The sequence below is a fragment of the Paraburkholderia monticola genome, assembly GCF_001580545.1.
In the GTDB taxonomy this organism is placed as follows: Bacteria; Pseudomonadota; Gammaproteobacteria; order Burkholderiales; family Burkholderiaceae; genus Paraburkholderia; species Paraburkholderia monticola.
This window is the reverse complement of the sequence record NZ_LRBG01000022.1, coordinates 388728-409087: the sequence shown is the minus strand read 5'-3', so window position 1 is coordinate 409087 and position 20360 is coordinate 388728. Positions and strand designations below refer to the sequence as shown.

11 protein-coding genes are annotated in these 20360 nt (G+C 61.1%); 2 read left to right on the top strand and 9 right to left on the bottom strand.

Annotated elements, in window-relative coordinates; all coding sequences use genetic code 11:
• Positions 1-2: 2 nt before the first annotated feature.
• From CI15_RS35460 to CI15_RS18625, 8 genes are all read right to left on the bottom strand, one after another.
• On the bottom strand, positions 3-263 hold the full coding sequence (locus CI15_RS35460) for an ATP-binding cassette domain-containing protein (RefSeq protein WP_241495863.1): 261 nt from the start codon (positions 261-263) through the stop codon (positions 3-5).
• 12 nt (positions 264-275) lie between these two features.
• Entirely contained in the window at positions 276-458 is a 183-nt protein-coding gene (locus CI15_RS36970; protein WP_062129755.1) for a hypothetical protein, read from the bottom strand.
• A gap of 40 nt (positions 459-498) precedes the next feature.
• The gene (locus tag CI15_RS18650; RefSeq protein WP_082814239.1) at positions 499-1419 is read right to left on the bottom strand and encodes an enoyl-CoA hydratase-related protein; all 921 of its coding nucleotides are present in this window, start codon (positions 1417-1419) and stop codon (positions 499-501) included.
• A 1049-nt stretch (positions 1420-2468) separates the two neighbouring features.
• Positions 2469-3209, bottom strand: a complete 741-nt coding sequence (locus tag CI15_RS18645; protein WP_062129914.1) for an OmpW/AlkL family protein — start codon at positions 3207-3209, stop codon at positions 2469-2471.
• 509 nt (positions 3210-3718) lie between these two features.
• Complete coding sequence (locus tag CI15_RS18640; RefSeq protein WP_062129754.1) at positions 3719-5740, bottom strand: acyl-CoA synthetase; 2022 nt, start codon at positions 5738-5740, stop codon at positions 3719-3721.
• Positions 5737-6693 carry a fumarylacetoacetate hydrolase family protein gene (locus CI15_RS18635; RefSeq protein WP_062129753.1) on the bottom strand — a complete coding sequence of 319 codons (957 nt, stop codon included), beginning with the start codon at positions 6691-6693 and terminating at the stop codon, positions 5737-5739. The genes CI15_RS18640 and CI15_RS18635 overlap by 4 nt, the downstream gene beginning before the upstream one ends.
• Before the next feature lie 34 nt (positions 6694-6727).
• Entirely contained in the window at positions 6728-7798 is a 1071-nt protein-coding gene (locus CI15_RS18630; RefSeq protein WP_062129752.1) for a VOC family protein, read from the bottom strand.
• 22 nt (positions 7799-7820) lie between these two features.
• On the bottom strand, positions 7821-9503 hold the full coding sequence (locus CI15_RS18625; RefSeq protein WP_420915865.1) for a bifunctional 3-(3-hydroxy-phenyl)propionate/3-hydroxycinnamic acid hydroxylase: 1683 nt from the start codon (positions 9501-9503) through the stop codon (positions 7821-7823).
• Positions 9504-9632: 129 nt separating this feature from the next.
• On the opposite strand from CI15_RS18625, the gene CI15_RS18620 reads away from it, so the two are divergent.
• On the top strand, positions 9633-10388 hold the full coding sequence (locus CI15_RS18620) for a TetR/AcrR family transcriptional regulator (RefSeq protein WP_062129751.1): 756 nt from the start codon (positions 9633-9635) through the stop codon (positions 10386-10388).
• A gap of 78 nt (positions 10389-10466) precedes the next feature.
• Here the strand turns inward: CI15_RS18620 and CI15_RS18615 are convergent, their stop codons facing one another.
• Complete coding sequence (locus CI15_RS18615; RefSeq protein ID WP_062129750.1) at positions 10467-19064, bottom strand: GH36-type glycosyl hydrolase domain-containing protein; 8598 nt, start codon at positions 19062-19064, stop codon at positions 10467-10469.
• Positions 19065-19587: 523 nt separating this feature from the next.
• On the opposite strand from CI15_RS18615, the gene CI15_RS18610 reads away from it, so the two are divergent.
• The gene (locus CI15_RS18610) at positions 19588-20307 is read left to right on the top strand and encodes a Crp/Fnr family transcriptional regulator (protein ID WP_062129749.1); all 720 of its coding nucleotides are present in this window, start codon (positions 19588-19590) and stop codon (positions 20305-20307) included.
• Positions 20308-20360 lie beyond the last annotated feature (53 nt).

Genomic DNA, 20360 nt, shown 5'->3' with positions numbered 1-20360 from the left:
GGTCAACGACCGCTATGGTCAGCGTCGGTGACGTCGGAATAACCATCAGTTGGAACGGCACTTTTACTTCGGTTTGAGGAGAGCAATCGACCACTGGAAAATAGCCGACCTCTCAGCTGCACCAGGCCGATCAGCGCACACATCTGCGTAGTCTTCCCCACACCATTGTGACCGATCAACGCGACTATCTCTCCCCGCTCCGATGTCTTGGAGACGCCATCGAGCCCTTTGCGCCCGCCATAGCTTCTCTCGATGCCGGACACCTGTAACACGGGTTACCGCAACACGACCTTGAGGGCTGCGTCGATCTTCCGAAGTGCGTCTTCGATAATCAGACCGTTGGAAAACTTCGCAACGGTAGACGGCCCCATGCATTGTGCCATCCCGATTTGCGGGCGGGATAAGAAACGAGGCAAATGCTGTTTGATGATCGCTTTCGTCGTGTTGTTGTCGAGCAAGTCGTGACCGTCGATTCAATGGAATAGGATTTCGATAGCCTCATTGGCTGTGATTTTCGGAGTGGGACGACTGCGCATCAGCGGACGCGCGAATGGTCAGCAGCGGTTCCGGTCCGTGCGGATTCGCGGTCTGACGGGTTGTCAGCGACGATAGTGCGTCGAAGCGTCCCTGTCGTTTTCCATGCCAGGCTGAAATTGCCTCGGCAAGATCTTTGGTGTCGAAGATTGCGCTCTGCAACAATGCCATATGTCGCAGAGATTCGGACGTACTATGGTCGCGCGCGAAGTTGATCGCAGTCTTGCACCCGGCAACGGCCAGCGGGGACTTCGACCCGATGGTTCGGGCCAGCTCCATCGCGTGTCGGAGCAGCGCCTCGGCATCGGGCAACACGGCATTCACCAACCCGACGGCCAACGCGCGCTTCGCGCTCAACCGTTCACTGGTGTAGGCCATCTGGCGAGCCACGCCGGCGGGAATGATCTTCGGCAGACGCTGGAGCACGCCGAGGTCGGCCGTCATGCCGATCTGGGTTTCCTGCAGGGCGAAGAATGCATCGGTCGTGCAAACGCGAATGTCGCAAGCGACGGCTAGATCAAGGCCTCCGCCGATGCAGCCGCCCTGAATTGCGCAGATGACGGGAAACCGGACCTGATCGAGCGTATCGAAGCAATCCATCAGATTTCTCAACGCGTGCTGGAAGCTCAACCGGGCCCGCGGACTGCTGTTGTCAATTGCATCCGTCATGCCGGTGAACACGTCGAGCGCCATGCCGGACGAAAAATGCTTTCCTGTAGAACTGATGACGAGGGCACGAGTGTCGCCCGCGTCATCGAGCGCCAGCACGGCGTCGCGCAACCCGCTGAAGAAAGCCAGGTCCATCGTATTGAGCCGCTCGGGACGGTTCAGCTGGAGATGCGCGATGCCGGATTCAGTGCTGGTCTGAAAATATTCGTTATGCATGTATTGCCTCGCGGACAGTTCGCTGTTCATTTCCAATCCCGCCAACGCCTGAATGGCCAGTTGAGTGCGCTCACTCTCAGGCAGCTTCGCTGCCGCGTCAGCGGATCGACTCATGCACGCACCACGACTGAAAAAATGGGCTGCCATTACTAGCCATGACAGCGCGATCAGGCGTCTCGCGTGTTAGCCTGGTTTGAACCTCGACAGCGGTTGTTTCGCCTCAACGATAGCGTAGCGCCGCCATACCGCGTTCACTCCGACGGGCCCGTCGCAGGAAACGGACTGCGCAAGTCCATCCAGTCGTATGAGTCGCTGTGGTGCGTCAATGCCCAACTCCTTGGCGGAGTAGGATTGACCACCTCGACAACATGGTTCGACGCCGAACCCACGTCGCTCCGATCATTCGTACCGCCTCGGTGATTGATATTTTGCGAATTCGTGTGGTCGTAAAACATGGTTATCTCCTTTGTGGCCTGACATACACAACTGCCCGCGCCAACCGTATAAGACTGAAGCGTTCTGTCGGGTCGCCGAGTTCGGCCGACTGACAGGCTGAGCGGGGTACAGCGCGTTGCCCAGACAGTTGACTTCAATATCATCGTGCCGGACCCTGGTCACGGATATTGTCGACGCCCGAGACGGGCATCCGGCGTTCCCGGCCTCGTTCTGGCACGCCCACGCGATGATCGGCGCGCGGTACTTCTTCCGATTGCCGTCACAATACGCACGAAAGAAAATCGGCAAACACGGTCTGCATCACCTTGTCGCTCGCGGTCTGCGGATCGAACACTTTGCTGCGCGACCGGTGACATGACGGCATGACTAACGGCTTTCCCGGGCGTGCAAGCAGCTCAGGCGTGCGCGGTCATACCGGACTGTCGGGTCAGAGAACATCAACGCTGGGCGCCATTGCAGACGCATGTATCGCTACAGGTCATACTCGATCGTGAAGTCGCGGATCGCAGCCAGGTCCAGAGGGCGAAAAATAACGTCTATGTCTTCAATGAGCATTTCAACCCCTCGATTGACGCGTCGACGACCTGTGCCCGCTAGAACGTATAGGCGACGTTCACGAAGACGTTAAGCGGATTGAGCCCGAGCGTCGACTTGGATACGATCTGAATTCCCGTTGCGGTCTGCCCGTATAAAGTAAGGTGGGTCTTCACCGGAACGTAGCCGAGAGAGGTTCCGACCGACCAGTGTTTTGTAATCGCGTAATTTGCCCCGACCTCGAATACAGGATTCCATGATGAACTGAGTGTCGCACGTGCCGAGCCGCCTGGACCAAGGCTATCAGTGACAAACTGGCTATTGGTTGTCCGAACCTGGGTGAACCACGTATAGTTCACGCCGATCCCTATGAACGGGCGGATTTTCGTTTCGGCTGAAAACAGATGGTATCGAAGTTCGATGGCGGGCGGCATCGGCTTTGTCGTGCCGAGATTGCCATACTTCTGCAGCGTCCCGTCGCCAACCAGATTCACCTTCATCGGTAGCCCAAAAAGCATGGCGACACCAATGTTGTCCGTGACGTAGTACTCGGTGGTAATTCCCACCGTATCCGTTGAGCTCGCATGCGCTCCGCTACCGGATAGCTGCCGATTCACAGCTACGCCGCCAATGCTTTCCACGGTTAGCGGCGTTGCGTCACCCTGTGGCGCAATGTGAAGCCATCCTGTCGACAGCGTTATGCTTCCCGCAGACTGCGCATGGGCATTGTCGATAACCGCGGCCGAGCAGATGCACCCACACACACCGACCAAACTGATTGCGCGTTTGTAATTCCTCATGTCTCTTCTCATGTCGCTATCTCTGGAATTTTTATGAATCATTGGTGTTGCGGATGAATCTGCTCAATTGATTGCTTCCTTCCTTTGGTAGAGCTACACATGCCACACACTCCAATCGCTCTGCACCCTAGTAAGCGTGCATGGCCAGACGTTCCGTCTCAGGCGGGAATACGCACCACGTACCGTCGCGGTGCCGGAAGAAAAAGAGTCAAAGCGGGCCTGTCGGCAGCAGTAGCTCGATACGCACGCACGGTCTCTGATTCGAACGTGCGCGGCTGAATCGGGTAACCCGAACCGGCCTCGAAGAGGTCGGTCCGAGCCACTTTTCAACCTGCGAACGCAAAGACCTTTCTAACGTTATCGCCATCCCTTTCTCCTCCAACCCATTCGGCTTCCTAATTTATAAAGACCCGACAGGCGTTTGAATCGTGATATCGCGGCGCGTACGCCTGATTAACCTTTAATCCGGGCGCATGACCGAACGCGTCCCTTTGATGTCGTGGCTCATCTCACGTTGGCCTGCCCTGCGCACCTGTTGCGGCCGGGTCCGTGTCCGTCGGTTGCTGCGCCCGCGACGGCCTCGCGGCGGCCGAGATCGAAAATGCGAACGGAAAGCGTCCGAGTGCCGAAGTCGCCAATGCTTCGAACGCGGAGTCGCCAAGTTCGACGTGAAGTGAAATTCCACGCGAGGGGTCATCAAGGAGGCTAACGGTTGCATCCTCGACGCCAGCCTCTGCGAGGGCCGACTCCAGGGCGTCTGCCGTCTCGCGCCGTTTCAGCGCCGGCTTGAAGATCTTGCCGACGCCCGTCAGCGGCATCGCATCCACGATCCGTATCCCCTTTGGCAACGCGGCACGTTCGTTGATCTCGCGACGCAGAAACTCGGCCAGTTCCGCTTCGGTGGCGGTTGTGCCTGGCTTTAGCTGGACATAGGCAACCGGCAACTCGCCCGCATGCATATCGGGACGTCCGACGGCTGCGGCGATCTGGACCGCGGGATGGCGATGCAGCGGTTCTTCGATTGCCGCAGGATCGATGTTGTGTCCACCCCGGATAATCAGTTCCTTCTTCCGGCCGGTGAGCCAGAAGTAACCGTCGGGGTCGCAGCGTCCGAGGTCGCCGGTATTGAGCCAGCGCCCGCCGTCACCACCTTCCATCCAGATGCCAACGTTCTGCTCCGGCCGGACATAGCCAGCGAACACGTTCGGGCCGGAGATAACCAGCTGGCCGACCTCATCCACAAGGCAATCCCGTACATACCGGCCGTTCTCGTCGACCACCACTGCTTTCATTTCCTGGCCGGGCAGACGAAGACCAATCGAACCGACCCGGCGCTCGCCAAGCGGCGGGTTGACGCTGCTCACGCAGGTCCCTTCCGTGAGACCGTAGCCCTCAAGGATTCTTATTTCAGTACGAGCCTGGAAGGCGCGAAGTAATTCCACCGGCAAGGGGGCGGCGCCGCACAGGCCGTATTCGAGCGAGCTGATATCGTGATCGCCAACCGGAACGTCCAGCAGTGATCCGAAGAGTGTCGGGACACCGCTGAAAAAGTTGATGCGGAAATGTTCGACCATTTCCCAGAAGCGCTTGACAACGCCTTCGCCCCGATAACCTTGCGGTGTGCCGAGCACGACGTGGGCACCACGCGAGAACGCCAGCAGACCTGTCACCATCACGGCGTTCACGTGGAAAAGCGGCAGTCCGCAAAAGATCGTTTTCCCCGGACCAATGCTTTCGCCAAAAAACTGACCCGCGTTCCGGGCATTGGCCACCTCGTTGCCGTGCCGCAGGATCGCAATCTTCGGCAGTCCGGTGGTGCCGCCCGTGCAGAAGAAGGACGATACATCATCGATTTTGATTCGACGCGTGCTGCTGAGCGCCTTCCCGCACTCTCTCGCCATGTCGGTGCTGAAATCGTGGATGCCGACATGCGCAGGAACGGCACCGTGAATGCCGCCAGGCTCATGCAGGTTTGAACCGGTACCTGGTTTAGACACCCGGCCCACTAATCCCTTTTCTCCCGGCATTCGGTTGGCCGGATTCACGAGCACCAGATGCTGCAGGCAAGGAACCTTGTGCAGCACCGCTTGCACCTTCTGCCAAAGGTCGGTTCCAGGGAACGGCGCCAGCGTTACGAGCACGCTTGCGCCGGAGGCGTTGAGCAGTTCGCCGATCGCTTCGCTCTCAAGGAGCGGATTGATTGCGCAGACGATCCCGGCTGCTTCCCCGCCCCAGATCACAAGGTGCGTTTCAGGGAGGTTGGGCAGAACGTATGCGACAACCGAGTCGCGCTGTACTCCCAGACGCGCAAACATGTTCGCGGTTCGGGTGACATCCCGGACGAGTTCGCTATACGTCCAGCACTCGGCGTTCCGGTAGTCGTTGGACGCTGCAAAGAATGAAAGTGCCGGTGCCGACGGATTGATGGCGGCGCCCCTGCAGATCATCTCGTAGGTACTCGACGGGAGATCCGCCAGTTGTCCCTGCATTTCAATGGCAAGGACATCGTGTACATTTTCAACGCCTTTCATGCTGCCTCTTCCACAACGACGTTCTGCTGTACGCCCAGGTTGATCGAGCGGTCATAGCTGACGATATGCGCCTCCACGAGGTCACCCACGCGCAGGTACTGTGGCCTCGCCTCCTGCATCTTCAGGAAAAGCCCCCATCTTTCCGCCTCGGGCAGTTGCGCCGCGGCGCGCTGCTTCTCAGGTGACGGAATGCTCAGCGCACAACCGGAGGGCGTGCCGGTGGCGAGCAGGTCTCCGACGCGAAGATCATGTACACCGGAAAGCTCCGTTAAGGTTTCTGCCGGGCCGTAGACGAGGCCCGAGGTGCAGTCACTCTGGCGGACAGTTCCGTTTACCGTCAGCGTCAGCACAAGCTCCTTCAGCTTTGGAATATCCTGTTTCTCCAGGAGGCAAAGGTAAGGGCCGACAGGGCCAAACGTGCGATAACTCTTGCCCTTGTAGAACTGCATTTGCGGAATCTGGATATCGCGCGCTGAATAGTCGTTGACGATCACCGCGGCGGCGATGTACTCATGCAGGTTCTGGTCGGTGATAGCTGCGCGGGACGTAATGTCGCGTTTGAGGACGAGACCGAGTTCGATCTCGTAGTCGAGGAACTGCACCTCGTCTGGCTTAACCACGGGCGAGTTGGCCGGAACGATGCAACTCGTCGCCTTCGTGAAGATCATGTTGAATTTCTTCGCGTCCGGGTCCATGCCGGACTCGATCATATGCTGGCGATAGTTCGCGCCCTGGCAGATGAACTGCTGATTGGCGGTGACGGGCGACAACCATTGCACTTCCGATTCGGGAATCGTCGGGCCGCTCAGCAGGAACAGCCGCTCGACCGGGTTAGCCTCGATAAACTCGGCGGTGGACTTGAACTCGCCCGGAATCGGCGTGATAGCGCCATCAGCGACCACACCCCACTGGGCGCGGTCCTGATGCAAATAATGCAGGACGTGAAGTGCCATTTTTCGATCTCCGTATTCGATGGAAAAGGTTGGTTCAGGCAAAAATCTTTGCCAGCGTCAGCAGCTTGCTCAGCGTCAGGTCGGGGCTGCGGCGCAGGTTCCTGAAAAGTGCCACGATGCTCGCAGCCGTGAATTTGGGCTTCGTGAAGCTGCGCGGCATCGTCGGTCCCCACTGCGCCATCGCTTCGCGGCTTACCGCGTGCACACCCGCCGGCGCGTCGGCCGTAAAGAGATCGCCGTCGCAATAGTGTTCGTGCTTGTCGCCCCACGGGTCCTGCCAGTAGTCGAAGATCTGGCTGCCCAGGATATGGCGTCCGATCCCCCAGGCATGCGTCCAGCCCTTTTCGCGCAGGACGCGCTGACCCATGCCGACCGCGTCGGCATCAACGACTTCGTAGGCGCTATGGCTGTAGGTAGGCAGGAAGCCTTGTGCTAGCGCGAGCGTATGGTGATCGGCCGGCTTGTCACCAAGATCGAGCCGCATGAACGCGACAACAGGTGAGCCTTCGGGAAGCACCTGCACATCGCTCGGGATGAAGCCGAAATGCTGCGTGTACCATGCGCAGGTCTTCTGATAGTCAGCGAGTTCGAGCACCACATGCCCGAGCCGGATAACTTCGGGCGAGCACTCAGGCGGTCGCTGCGTTCCGTTAATCCGGACGGCCGCATCGACAGAGTTGAATGGCAATGGCGGCCGGTGGGACAGCGTCGAAGCTGGCGCCTGGCCCCATATTGCATCGACGCGAAAGCCGGAAGGGTCGGTCAACCGTACGATATAGCCGCCGCCGGGCAAAGTCGACGGTTCGGCCTCAGAGGCGCCTGCCAGCTTTGCAAGTGCATCAAGACCGGCCCTGTTATCGACCTGTAGCCCGAAACCAACGAACCGGGATTTCGGCGCTTTCCGGACGACATAGCAGAAATGCGAAGCACCCGTTCCTCGCAGCAGGAGGAGCGATCCATCGCGCGATACAGTTCGAAGCCCGAAGTCATTGAGAAACTGCTCGGCTTGCTCGAGGTCTGGCCGGTCGAATATCAGATAGGCCAATGCCGACGCTTTCGTCGTGGGATCGGGGTGACGGGCTGGCTTTGCAGTGATGAGTTTCATGATGGAAAGGAATTCAGACGGTTCAGATGGCGCATTCGGCTTCCAGCGTTGGCGCGCTGATGGGGTTGCCCAGCAAGGCAAGACTCTCGCGCACGAGACGGTTTGCATCGGTCGCCGGGCCGTCGTGGACGATCGTCTTGTCGGGCCGGACGACCGCAGCCCACCCGAGGGGCACCAGCCCGGGAAGAAATGCGCCTTCCAGATCTTCCCAACTGTCGCGCGGCGCAAGATGCAGCCGTTGCCCCCGATGGGCGATCTGGACAACACGCCCTCCGGCACGCGCAAAGCTTGCGGCAGTCTCGTGATCGAGCGCAGCCGCCGCATCCACGCCAAACCCGATCAGCGCGAGGCCCTGCCCGAGCACGTCGTCGCTTAGACGCGTAGTGCCATCCGAACCTCTCACCCAGCCTTGCGCGATGACAGCGCCACGAACGAGCTTCGTCGACGAGCGGCCCTTGACGAACAGCCCCCGGCGGAATGCATTCTTCGGCTTGATCTGCAACTCCTCGAATTGCGCGCGCAGGCGGGGCACCAGTCTCGACAGACGCATCAACCCGTGAGTCAACAAGGCGACGACACCACTTCGGGGCATGACGAGCCCGCCCATGAACTTCGCGAGGGTGATCATCGCCTTCGCGTGGGGGCGCCGCTCCTCGTCATAGGTATCGAGAATGCCTGGATCGGCACGTCCTTTCACCACCCATTCGAGCTTCCAGGAAAGGTTGGCGGCGTCCCGAAGACCTGCGACCAACCCCTGCCCGACGAATGGGGGCGTGATGTGGGCCGCGTCGCCCGCCAGGAACACCCGGCCCCTGCTGAATGCATCGACAGCGCGCGCATGGAAGCGATACACGGCCTTGCGCTCGATGACCATGTCTTCCAGATTGCCCCAGGGGGAAAGCAACTCCCGGATACGCGTCTCGGATTCCATGTCCTCGCGACGCTCGCCAGGCCGGAGCATGAATTCCCAGCGTTCACGGCCGCCGGGCGCGACCATATGCGGGATCGGCCGACGGTGGTCGCAGATGAACTCGATGTGATCGATCGGACGCGGTACGTGGCAGGCATCGACGATCAGCCAGTCCTCGGCGAACGTCTTGCCCTTGAATTCCTGTCCAATGAGCTGGCGTACCAATGAACTCGCCCCGTCCGCACCGACCAGATAGCGGGCCCGTACCAGATGAGTGCGCCCCTGGCCAAGATCTAACGATGCGAGCACATGATCCCGTTCCTCAGTGAAGCCCTTGAGCTCGACCCCTAAGGCGATATGCGCACAGTCGTATGCCTCGAGTCGGGCGCGCAGACATCGCTCCAGGTCTGGCTGGTAGAAGGTGACGAGCTTCGGGTGGCCATCCAGACTGCCCAGCGAATTCACCCTGCCGAACAGGCCCAGCATAGGCGACCGCATGCGGACGTACGGTATGGCAATCGTCTCGAAATCGCTCTCCGCCACGCCGGCAAGCTGAAGAATGCGCAGCGCTTCGTTATCGAGCGCGATCGCACGGGGCGCCATGAATACCTCAGTCGACCTGTCGACAACCATCACGTTCACGCCGTGCCGTGCCAACAGATTCGCAATCGTGGCACCCACCGGCCCGCAACCCACCAATAAAACATCTACGGCCGACGGAAATGTCCCGATCGGCGCACGACCCTCGCCCTCCCGGCTGCGCGGCGCGGAACCATCTTTTGCTGCTGTCTCCACAGTCACTCCGTCTGTTGTTTGTTGGACCGACGCAAGGCGCGCCGTTGATGACATTAAAGTCATAACTGATCGTTTTGTCAATGTAGACAATAGCATCTATAATTTGACATGGCTAGAACTGGACCGATCATGCCGAACACTTCAAATCGCCCGACAGCAAAACGTCCTACCCGTGCGGCGCCAGTCTCCCCGGCTGCCGTTCCCGAAGAACGCGAGCCGCGTGGCGCGCGTCGCAAGCGCGAAACGCGCACCCGCCTGCTCGATGCTGCACTCAGGCTGATGGCCGAAAAGGGCATGGAAGGCGTAGCCGTCAACGAAATTACCGAGGCCGCCGACGTCGGCTTCGGCTCGTTCTACAACCACTTCGAGTCGAAGGAAGCCATCTATGCGACGCTTGTGGACAACGTGTTCGAGGAGTTCGCCGATATGCTCGATCGCCTCGCGGCGGGCCTGTCCGACCCCGCAGAAGTGATCGCCGTCTCGGTGCGTCATACCCTGATGCGTGCGCGGCGCGATCCCGTATGGGGACGCTTCCTGATACGCGAAGGGTTTTCGGCAGGCATGCTGAGCCGCGGGCTGGGTCAGCGGCTACTGCGGGATATCGGAAATGGCATTGCCGCCAAGCGCTTCGTGGTTACCGACCCCTTCATTGGCTTTCTTTCGGTGGGCGGCACCGTGCTCGCGGCCATTGCGGCCGAGCTGAATTTCGTCGCGCCGGGCGCGCCGGCGGTGCAGTTGCTCGACGAGCTTGGCTTCAGCGGAGAGCACTTCGCCGAGCGTACGGCAGCAACGCTGCTGCAAACACTCGGACTCAAGCGCGCGGAGGCGGAGAAGATTGCAATGCGAGCGTTACCACTCGTCGAGGCGCAAGTCGATGGGGAATAAGGCGGGCGACGATTAGGTATGTCGCGGGCGATATCCACGGCCAGGTGTTGAATGTAGATCCGCTAAAGAGCCATCGCCTTACGTGGCCGGCTCACGCGAGTTGACCTCGACATCGACTGCCAAACGCAGTGAAATGGACAGCCTGTGTACGCCACCATCGAGCGGTACACGCACGCCTTCAGCACCGCAATCAACACTGGCGCCGTCAAGAACGGCACGCATCGCGTGCGCCTCCGAGGTAGACTCCACGCGGATCTCATAGCGCGTAGAGCTTATGTTGACCGTTGCTTCAAAGCCCGGCCACGCGTCGGGAATACACGGGTCAACCACCAGAAAATCCCCTTCCCTGCGAATCCCGAGAATGCCCTCGACACCCGCCCGGTACATCCATCCCGCCGACCCCGTATACCAGGTCCAACCGCCGCGCCCGACATGAGGCGCCACCGAATAGACATCGGCTGCGACGACGTAGGGCTCGACCTTGTAGCGCTCAACCTCTGTTGGCGTACGCGCATGATTGACGGGATTCAAAATCGAAAAGAGCTCTGCGGCCCTGTTACCGTCTCCCAGTTTCACAAATGCGAGAATTGCCCACATCGCGGCATGACTATATTGGCCGCCGTTCTCGCGCAGCCCCGGCGGATAGCCCCTGATATAGCCCGGGTCCAGCAACGTTTTATCGAAAGGCGGTGTGAACAGCAACGCGATTCCGTCCTCGCGACGGATAAGATGTTTCTCCAACGAAGCCATCGCCTGTGCGGCGCGTATCGGATCGGCCGAGTTCGACAAGACAGCCCACGACTGGGTAATCGAATCGATCCTGCACTCCCCGTCGCTATTCGAGCCGAGCCAGCTGCCGTCGTCGAAAGTCGCACGACGGTACCACTCGCCGTCCCAGGCCTCACGCTCCAGCGCACCACGCACCGACGCCGCATGGCTGCGCCAGCGCGCGGCACGCTGCGCATCGCGCGCTTCGGCCAGCGGTGCGAATAAATCGATCGTGCGCAAGAGCAGCCAGCCGAGCCACACGCTCTCTCCCTTGCCGTTTGCGCCGACGCGGTTCATCCCGTCATTCCAGTCCCCCGTGCCGATTAGCGGTAAGCCATGTTCCCCCGTCAATTCGATGCATTGATCGAGACCGCGAGCGCAATGCTCAAACAGCGACGCGGATTTTTCCGCGATCATGGGCTGGAAGAATGCGTCGTGTTCGCCGGGTTGCAGCAGCGGCCCGTCGAGGAACGGGACGATTTCGTCGAGAACCGCGTCATCGCCCGTACAGAAGATGTATGTCGCGACCGAATATGCGAGCCACACGCGATCGTCGGAGACTCGAGTGCGCACCCCCTGCCCCGAATGCGGCAGCCACCAATGCTGGACATCTCCTTCGCCGAATTGCCGCGACGCGGCGCGCAGCAGATGCCGCCGAGTTTCGTCGGGCCGCACGTGGGTCAGCGCCATCGTGTCCTGCAACTGATCGCGGAACCCGTAAGCGCCGCTCACCTGATAGAAGGCCGCGCGTGCCTCGACGCGGCACGCAAGCGTCTGATACAGCAGCCAACCATTCAGCATCAGATCCATGGCCCGGTCGGGCGTCTTCACCTGAACGGCGCCGAGCACGCTGCGCCAGTGGCGTGTCACCTCAGCAAGCACAGCATCGAGATTCGCACTGCGATAGCGCTCGATCAGTACACGTGCATCATCGACGGATGCGCATTGGCCGACGAAAGCAACCATCTCGATGACCTCGCCCGCGTCCAGATCGACGAACGTCTGCAATGCTGCGCACGGATCGAGCCCCGCGCCCGTCGCGCCCGATAACGGTACATGGCCCGTCAGCGCCGCGGGCGCGGCGGCTTCGCCGTTACGACCGAGGAATTCGGTGCGATCAGCTGTCCATGCTGTTTGCCGGCCGCCGAGGTCGGCGAACGCGATGCGCGTACCGAACGCGATATTCCATGGATTGCGCGCAAACATCGCGCCCGTAACCGGGTCAATTTCCGTCACGATGAACGGCGCCGACGCGCCTCGCGACGTGCCCAGCACCCATTCGTTCCACGACGTCACGGAAAGCCGGCGTGCGACGCCCGACAGATTGCGCAACGTCAGACGGGAAATCTTCAGCGGATCGGCAAGCGGTACGTATTGCAGCAGGTCGAGTGCGATACCGTTCGCGTTGTGTTCGAAACGGCTGTAGCCGTGGCCATGACGCGCAACGTATATGCCGCTGTCGCGGATCGGCAGCGCGGTGGGCGTCCAGATATCGCCCGTCGCTTCATCCCGCACGTAAAGGGCTTCCGTGGCGGGGTCTTCAACGGGGTCGTTCAACCATGATGTGAGCTGGTTCTCACGACTGCTTTCAGCCCACGTATAGCCGCTGCCTTCCGCCGCGACCTGAAAGCCGAAACGGGGATTGGCAATCACGTTCATCCACGGCGCAGGCGTGGCGGCGCCCGCCCCAAGCACGATCACGTACTCAGAACCGTTTTTGCCGAAGCCACCCAGACCGTTGAAAAATTCCAGTCCAGCTGTCATCGAAGGCGGTACGTCAGACTGATCAGGAGGCGCCGGCCACGACGACAGCAGCGGCTGCTTCCTCCGGCGCGGTGACGATGGCTGACCTCGGGTATCCAACAGCGTCCCGAGCTGTGCGGCAATGGACCCCCGGCGCGCGATCAACGCTACGCGCGCGATTGATTGCAAGAGCGCCCTCGACTCCACACTCATCAGATCCGCACGCAACGTATAGATCGCCCCCGGCGCGAGTTCATCGTCGAACCGCGGACGTGACTGGCTGCTGCGCACGGCCGTTTCGATCGCCTCCTGCAATCCCTGAATGTATGACGAGGCCCGCTCGTTGACGATCACGAGGTCGACGGCCAGCCGTTTCATTCGCCAGTATTCGTGCGCCTTTAACAACTGCCGGACCTGCGCGATATCTTCGAGGTCGCCGATACGGAGCAGCACGATCGGCAAGTCGCCAGAAATCCCGAGCGGCCACAAGCCCGCCTGCGTACCGCCGCCGCGAACGATTGCGTCCGGCTGTGCCCTGAAGCGCGCGTCGCTATAAATGATCGGCGCGGCGAGCTGCTGGAAGTCCGCCGCCTGCTCCGCCTCGATGCCGAGATAACGCAGTTGCACCTGAGCCTGTGTCCACGCGAGCGTTTTGGCCCGGTCGAATGCATTGCGATCGTGGTGCTGATCGATGAGATCGAGCAACTGCGCGCGTGAGGCGGCTACCATCGTCCAGAACGTGACGCGCACAATCTTGCCCGGCGGCACCAGCAAACGATATCGAAGCGCAAAGACAGGATCGAGCACGGTGCCCGTCGTATTGGAGAGCGCCTGGTCCTCGACGATCGAGGTCGCGGTGCGCGTGTTGCGCCCCCTGCCCAGAAAGCGCATGCGATCCGTTTCGTATTGGGGCTCGGCGACTATTTCACCCTCGACAACCGCGAAATGAGCGGCCCAAATCTGCGTATCGTCATGCGAACGCGGACGACGCGTCGCCACCAGCGCCCCGAATTCCGCAAGATGCTCGGTCTGCACGAACATGCGCGAAAAAGCAGGATGCGCGATGTCGGCGGCCTGCGCTCCCAGTGCGAGTTCGGCATACGAAGTCAGTTCGATATCCCTAGTGCCGCGCCCGCTGTTCGCGAGCGAGACGCGGCGGACTTCACCGTCCGCCTCACCCGACACGAGTACATCCATGCTGGTCGTGAGCGATCCTTCGCAACGGGTGAACTCCGCGTGATCTTCACCGAACACGACGCCGCTCGTTTCGGGTTCGCCAGCGAGCGGTCGCGAACTGGCGGACCACACCTGCCCGCTGGACATATCGCGCAGGAAAATGGCCGTCCCCCAGTCGTCAAGCGTCGCGTCTTCGCGCCAGCGCGTGATGGCCACGTCACGCCAGCGGCTGTAGCCGGCGCCTGTCGCTGTCAGCATCACTGCGTACCTTCCATTCGACAGCAGATGTGTAATGGGCGCTGCGCTGCCGGACGCGGGCTCGATGATGCGACGTACCGTCGACGGCGCAGTCCCTGCTTCGGCGGCGGACGTGCTCACTTCTTCGGCGCGCGGATGCGCCACCGCGACATTGCGCGGCATGCGCTCCTGCAATAGCAGTTCGCTCGCCTGAATCATCGGTTCACGATGAAAGCGCGTACGCATCACCCCATCGAGCAAGGTGTTCGCAATTGCAACGATCGTCATGCCCTGGTGATGCGCCATGAAGCCGCGGATGAGCGCGAAGCTCTCCCCTTCGGCCAGACGCGCACGGGTGAAATCGAGCGCTTCGTAGTACCCGTAGCGGCCCAATGCGCCGAGCGCGGCGAGTCGCCCGTAGTTTTCGCGGGCCGCCTGCGGCGCCACCATCGCCGCCAGTCCCGTTGCGTAGGGTGCGATTACCCGGTTCTCGGACAGTCCGCGTTTGAGACCGAGGCCTGGCACACCGAAGCTCGAATACTGGTAGGTGAACTCCAAGTCACGAGCTTCGTAAGCAGACTCCGATACGCCCCATGGAATGCCAAGCGATCGTCCATACGATCTTTGCCGCTCCACCACCAGACGGTTCGTCTGTTCCAGCAGACTGCCGACTGGTTCGCGCGCGACCAGCGACGGCATCAGGTACTCGAACATCGACCCCGACCATGAAATCAGCGCGGATCCATTGCCGATTGGTGTGGCCGAACGCCCGAGGCGGAACCAGTGACGCGTGGTCACATCGCCCTTCGCAATCGCAAACAGACTGGCGAGCCTGGCTTCGGACGCGAGCAGATCGTAGCAATTCGCGTCGAGGCTGTTATCCGGATGCGAGTAACCAATCGACAACAGCTTACGTTCCGGATCGAGCAGAAATGTGAAGTCCATACCGAGCGCAAGCGCACGGGAGGCGTTGGCTAGCGCGGTCAACCGTGCCTGCAGAAAATACGGCGCGATGGCGAGTTGCCGTTGGTCGCGACTGTGTTCGAAGATGCTTCGCCGCAACGCTTCGATCCAGAACGTCAGGTCTGCACCACTATCGTCGCCGTCGGCGGGCACGATGGCACGGGTCGCCTCCGCTGCCTTCTTCGCCAGCCGCGCCAGCGACCCCGAAAGCGCACGGTACGTCTGCGGACCGCGCAGTTGCGCATGGATTTCTTCGAGGGTCGCGGCAAGCTGTCTGCCACGCTCTCCACTGGCAGCAGGCAGCGCGGCCACAGTCTCGCGCGCGAGCTGCAGGCTATCGAGTATCCCGGATCGGGCAGACGGCGCAAGCGCCGAATGCGCCCATTCTTCGCATGCGTTGGCCAGTACGATCAAATGGCCGGCGAGATTGCCGCTATCGACCGACGACACGTAAGCCGGCGCCAACGTCCGCAGGTCCTGTGTGTCATACCAGTTATAGAAATGGCCCTTGAAGCGCGGGAGTTTTTCGATCGAAGCAAACGCGGCCTCGAGTCGCTCGACGGTTTCCATCGTCCCCGCCCAGCCGAAATCGCGCGCTGCGACTGCTGACAGCAAATACAACCCTAGATTGGTTGGTGAAGTGCGGTGCGCGACGACCGGCTTCGGATCTTCCTGGAAATTGTCAGGCGGCAGCATGTTCTCTGCGGCAGTGACAAAGGTCTCGAAGAAACGCCACGTACGGCGCGCGATCAGGCGCAAATCGCGCGCGTCCGACTCCGATAGCGCAAGACGCTGCCCGACCGTCGGCGAACGGCTCGCCCACATCGCAAGCGCCGGCGCAGCCAGCCATAACAACGCGAACGGCATCACGAGCGGCCACTGCGAGGGCGCGAGTGCAAGCGTGCCGATGGACAGCGCAAGCCCAAGCATGGTGCCGGCCGCCATCTGCCGATAAAAGCCGTGCAGATCGAGACGAGGGCTGCCCTTGGACTGCGCCGCCGTCGTCCATTCGAGTAGCCGTCGATGCGTGACGTACAGCCGCACGAGCGTCCGGACGATCGCATCGCCCATGCGCCACGCGTGATCGGCGAGAAAAGCGATCGAAAGAAATGTTTGCAATGTCGCGAGCCGCAGGTCGCCGCCCAGCACGTCGAGGTGATTGCGCAGACGGATACCCGTACGCGGCGGCACGATTGCGAATAGCGACGGCAGGAAAGCGGGAACGGCGAGCGTGGCGAACACCATCAGCGCGCCCGCAATGCCGGCCCGGATCGGCATCAACCAGCACAGGCCGAGCGTGGCGACCATGAGCGGCGCCAGCAGCGAGCGACGCAGATTGTCGAGCATCTTGAAGCGACCAATCACCGGCATGGCTAACCGGTCGCGGCCTCGATACCCAACGACCCACGGCAGCAACTGCCAGTCACCGCGGGTCCAGCGATGTTGACGTTTGGCCGTCACGTCATAACGTGACGGCACTTCCTCCACGACCTCGATATCCGATGCCAGCCCGGCGCGCGCGAAGACCCCCTCGAACAGATCGTGACTGAGCAGCGTATTTTCGGGTACGCGGCCATGCAAGGCTGCTTCGAATGCATCCACGTCGTAGATGCCTTTGCCCGTAAACGAGCCCTCGCCGAACAGGTCCTGATAGACGTCGGAAACGGCTGCCGCATACGGGTCCATCCCGCCGGGGCCGGAGAAAACGCGCTGATACACCGAACCTTCCTCGCCGACGGGCAGCGAAGGTGTCACACGAGGCTGAAGAATCGCATAGCCGTTGACGACGCGTTGTTCGACGTCACTGAATGTCGGCCGGTTCAGCGGATGCGCCATCTTGCCTATCATCCGCAAGGCGGCATCCCGGGGCAGACGCGTATCGGCATCGAGCGTGATGACGTAGCGCACGTTGGATGGTACTTGCGGCGGGCGTCCGCCGATAGACACGAAAGTTGTATCCGTCGCGCCACGCAACAGCCGGTTGAGTTCGTGTAGCTTGCCGCGCTTGCGTTCCCAGCCCATCCATTTGTTCTCGCTCCTGTTGAATACGCGGCGGCGGTGCAGCAGCAGAAAACGGTCGCCACCTTGAGCTGGCTCATAACGCCGGTTCAGTGCTTCGATCGCATCTGTAGCAACGGCGAGCAAATGCGCGTCACCCTCTCGCACCTCCTCGTCGGCATCGACGCCGTCAACCAGTAGCGCGAATGACAAATCTCCCCCGGCTCCCGCGAGGTGATGCACTTCGAGGCGTTCGATCTGCTCGCGCAGGTCGGCTTCATTGCTCAGGAGCGACGGCACCGCGACCAACGTCCGAAGCCCCGACGGCACACCTGCGGTCAGTTCGAGTCCCGGTAACATGACCGCGCCGAAGCTCCAGGTCACCGCGCGGTTAACAAGCGCGGTTGCGATCTCAGTGAAGGGCAGGAATGCGCACAGGGCAAACAGCACGACGAACCACGCATCGAGATGGCGCGGCGACTGATTCCAGAGCACCCACGACGCCACCATGAGCAACGTCGCGGCCAACGTCAGGATCATGCCGACATAGCCGCCCATGCCGAGGCCGATATTGAATCGGGTAACGCGCAGCCGCATGGGCGCACGGAATCCGATTGCCTGCTCCAATGCTCGCCGACCTTCCGCAATCAGGTGGTAGCCGGGGTCGCCGGCGCGTCCTGCATGCTCGGGATCGCACGCCTGCGCCACTGCTGCTTGCGCCGAGTGAAGCGCGAGATCGACGATTTCCAGTTCCGTGGCGGCCGAACCGCGCGCCAGTTGCTCGATCGCGCTGCGGTACAGATTGCGGGTCGGGAAGTCCATCGCGCCGAAGGAGCTTCCCGCGCGCAGTCGTGCATCGACGAGACTCACACTCTCGAACAGTTCTGTCCAGTCGATATCAGACATCAGGCGCATGCTGGTAATCACATTGCGCACCGTGACATTCGACGCGCCCTGCCGCTGCTGGGCATGCTGCACAACTTCATCGACAGACACCCCCTGGAGCCCGAGCCGCTCCTCGAGCCACCCAAGCGCGGGCATGGTGCGCGGATCCTGATCGCGCAACCGTTTAGCGAGTTGTGCGGCGAATAGCTCCGATAACACCCCGGAGGAACGCGTGGAGATATCCGCTTCCAGCGCCGAGCGGGCATTTCCCGTTTGCAACAGACGGCTGGTGAGCGCATCGGCATCCTCGCGCGCGCGCCGACCTGCCGTGATCTGGTCAGCGAGTCGCCGCAGGTTCTCAATCAGGACGACGCGCAGGGTGATCGCCACTGCCCACAGTTCCCCGATCGTGAGCGGCTGAACGCGCTGGTATGCGTCGATGAAACGTTGCAGCACGCGCGGGTCGAAGTGACTGTCTGTATGCGCAACGAACGCCCAGGCCAGGCCAAATACGCGTGGATAGCCGGCGAACGGCCCAGCCGCCAGCTTGGGCAACTGACGATAGTAACCGGGCGGCAGGTCGTCGCGAATCTCACGGATCTGCTGCTCGACGACGTGATAGTTGTCGAGCAGCCATTCGGCAGCGGGCACCACGCTCCCGCCATGTTCCAATTCTGCGGCGCTCGCACGGTAAGCTGCGAGCAGGACGGCAGCATTGTCGTTGAGGCGGGTGTGCAACGATCGCACGACAGGTGGCCTCTTCGTCACCGACTGCGCGGCGGCAAGGCTCTGCGCATGCTGCTCGAGGCGTTCAACGCTAAACAGTTCGTCGCGCACGGGCGACGTGTCCGTCCACGGCGGCGAGCTTGACCGAAATCGTGCGACATACTGATGGAACTGGTTCACGGGGGTGCTTCCTGCAACATCGGTGGACGCACTGGGAGGGTTCCCATCGGCGCGATACCTTTGAAGCGCAAACCGCATACCACGGTGACGTGGTCGCACGGCTCGCCCAGTCGACACAAGGTCTCCTTATTCCGTATCAACGGGATCAAGCCCAACGTGTGTCAAAGGAAGTCATGCTTTCCCGTGTGCTTGATTACACATAAACGGCCGAATGGAGAGGCGGACGCGTCATTCATCTCCCGGACACGGTGCGCGCGACTGAGCCGGACGTCGGTACGGTGCCGTACGGGCATGCACCTGCGTCGACGTGCGGCGATGAAGAATCCGGTCATGGGGACCACGGTGCCGCTAACATTGAAACGTGTCCGGCCCTATTGCCCGAGCCCCCCAGAAACACGGCACGATGCAGCGTCTGACACGCCCGAACTATAATCTGGAGGAGCGCGCCCCGCGCTACCGACAGGTTGCGGAGACGGCTGCGACACCGTCGCGGGGGGTTCCCCAGGAGGTCGAGGAGTGGTACATGGCAAACGTGGATCCCGCAAGGGAAAATCATCTGCTCGCCGTTCTGCAAGAAACGGAGTGGGCGCGGCTGTCATCTCATCTGGTGCGCGTCGATATGCCCTTGGGACAGGTCGTATACGAATCCGGTGATCGCCTCGATCACGTCTATTTTCCGACGACTTCGATCGTCTCATTGCTCTACGTAATGGAAGACGGTGCGTCTGCGGAAATTGCGATCGTCGGCAATGAGGGGCTCATTGGTATCGCACTGTTCATGGGTGGCGAGACAACGCCGAGCCGGGCGATCGTGCAAAGCGCCGGCGAGGCGTACCGGCTCGATGCGCGGATTCTGAAAGAAGAGTTCCGCCGTGCCGGCCCGGTCCAGCGACTGCTGCTGCGTTACACCCAGGCGCTCATCACCCAGATGGCACAGACAGCCGTGTGCAACCGTCATCATTCGATCGATCAGCAACTCTGTCGATGGCTTCTGCTCAGCATCGATCGCCTGCCGTCCAACGAACTGAAGATGACCCAGGAACTGATCGCCAATATGCTCGGCGTGCGGCGTTCCGGCGTCACTGAGGCGGCATTGAAACTGCAGGATGCGGGACTGATTCGCTACAGTCACGGGCATATCGAAGTTCTGGATCGCCCCGGACTGGAAGCACGCGTATGTGAGTGCTACAGCGTGGTGAGGCGGGAATTCGACCGCCTGTTACCCGATCTGAAAGCCGTGTAGCAGTTACGCCGTGTCTGCCCGCAAAACGCTCCCTGGATCTCGATGATCACGCC